The sequence below is a fragment of the Corynebacterium sp. p3-SID1056 genome (assembly GCF_025152525.1).
In the GTDB taxonomy this organism is placed as follows: domain Bacteria; phylum Actinomycetota; class Actinomycetes; order Mycobacteriales; family Mycobacteriaceae; genus Corynebacterium.
This window is the reverse complement of sequence record NZ_JALXXL010000022.1, coordinates 1-1,198: the sequence shown is the minus strand read 5'-3', so window position 1 is coordinate 1,198 and position 1,198 is coordinate 1. Positions and strand designations below refer to the sequence as shown.

Here is a 1,198-nt window from a genome sequence, read left to right as displayed (position 1 = left end):
TGGGGTTGCCCGCAAATGGTGGACACGTAGTGGAGCTACCTCATAGTTAGGCAGCTGTTTCTTCTTCGTTGGTGGTCTGGGTGATGTGGTGCTCGAAGTCGACGGGGCTGACCATCCCGAGTGCGGAGTGCCGCCGTCGACGGTTGTAGACCACTTCAATCCAGCGGGCGACACCCGCGCGTGCAGCATCACGGGTAGGCCAGTGTTGCCGGTCGTAAAATTCGGTCTTCAGCGTCGACCAGAACGATTCAGCCATCGCGTTATCGAAGCACACCCCGGTACGCCCCACGGACTGAGCAATGCCCAGGCCGCGACAGACATCCCAGAGCTGCTCGCTTGTAAACTGTGCCCCACGGTCAGCGTGAAACACCAGGCCATCAGGAACGTCACCGCGCAGCGTATACGCCATCCGCAGGGCCCGCTCGACCAGGGAAGTATCTTGCACACTATCCATAGCCCAGCCCAGCACACGGCGGGAATGACCATCACGAACCGCACACAAGTACAACCAGCCTTCACCGGTGCGCAGGTAGGTAATATCCGACGTCCACACCCGATTCAGCTCACCGGCATCAAACATGCGCTTGACCAGGTCAGGAAGCGTGGACTTACGCTTGGACTGAATCGTGGTCACCGGGACGAAAGCACGCGGTGAAATCCCTTCAATCCCCATCAAGCGCATCCGCTTAGCCACGGTCTTACGGTTAAGCGCAATGTGGTAGCGCTCGGCAAGTTCTGCGGTAATGCGCGGAGCACCATAAACCTCATCGGAGTCTTTCCAAATCCGGTGAATCTTGCGGTCAACATCATCGTAAAATGCTGCACGATCATCGTCGCCGGATAGTCGTTTCTGCTGCGTATGGGCCCATTTGTAGTATCCAGACCGAGACACCTTCAACAAGCGTGCCATACGTTTAATGCTGTAGTTTGCCTTCTCTCGCCACATTAGTTCGAACTTTTCTGCTCGCGTTGCTTCGCAGCGAAGAAGGCTGTCGCTTTTGACAAAAACTCGTTGTCCATCCGAGCCTCTGCCAGCTCACGGCGCAAGCGCGCATTCTCGGCCCGAAGGTCCGCCTCGCTCATCCCATCGGCAGAACCTCGGCGCTCCCGCTCATTTTTGACCCACTTGCCTAAAAGCCCCGGGGCGACACCGATCTCTCGGGCCACATGGGCGATCGGGCGCTGCGACTCAATCACC

At 57.8% G+C, this 1,198-nt stretch carries 2 protein-coding genes; both read right to left on the bottom strand.

Annotated elements, in window-relative coordinates; genetic code table 11:
* Nucleotides 1–46: 46 nt before the first annotated feature.
* A complete protein-coding gene (locus tag M3G14_RS11600; protein ID WP_259926686.1) occupies nucleotides 47–946 on the bottom strand; it encodes an IS3 family transposase in 900 nt (299 codons plus the stop codon).
* Nucleotides 946–1,198 (bottom strand): transposase (locus M3G14_RS11595; protein ID WP_259926685.1); only part of this gene is annotated, 253 nt, incomplete at its 5' end. The genes M3G14_RS11600 and M3G14_RS11595, both read right to left, overlap by 1 nt.

Coding starts and splice junctions, on each gene's coding strand:
- M3G14_RS11600 (WP_259926686.1), bottom strand. CDS start 946: ATGTGGCGAGAGAAGGCAAACTACAGCATTAAACGTATGGCACGCTTG.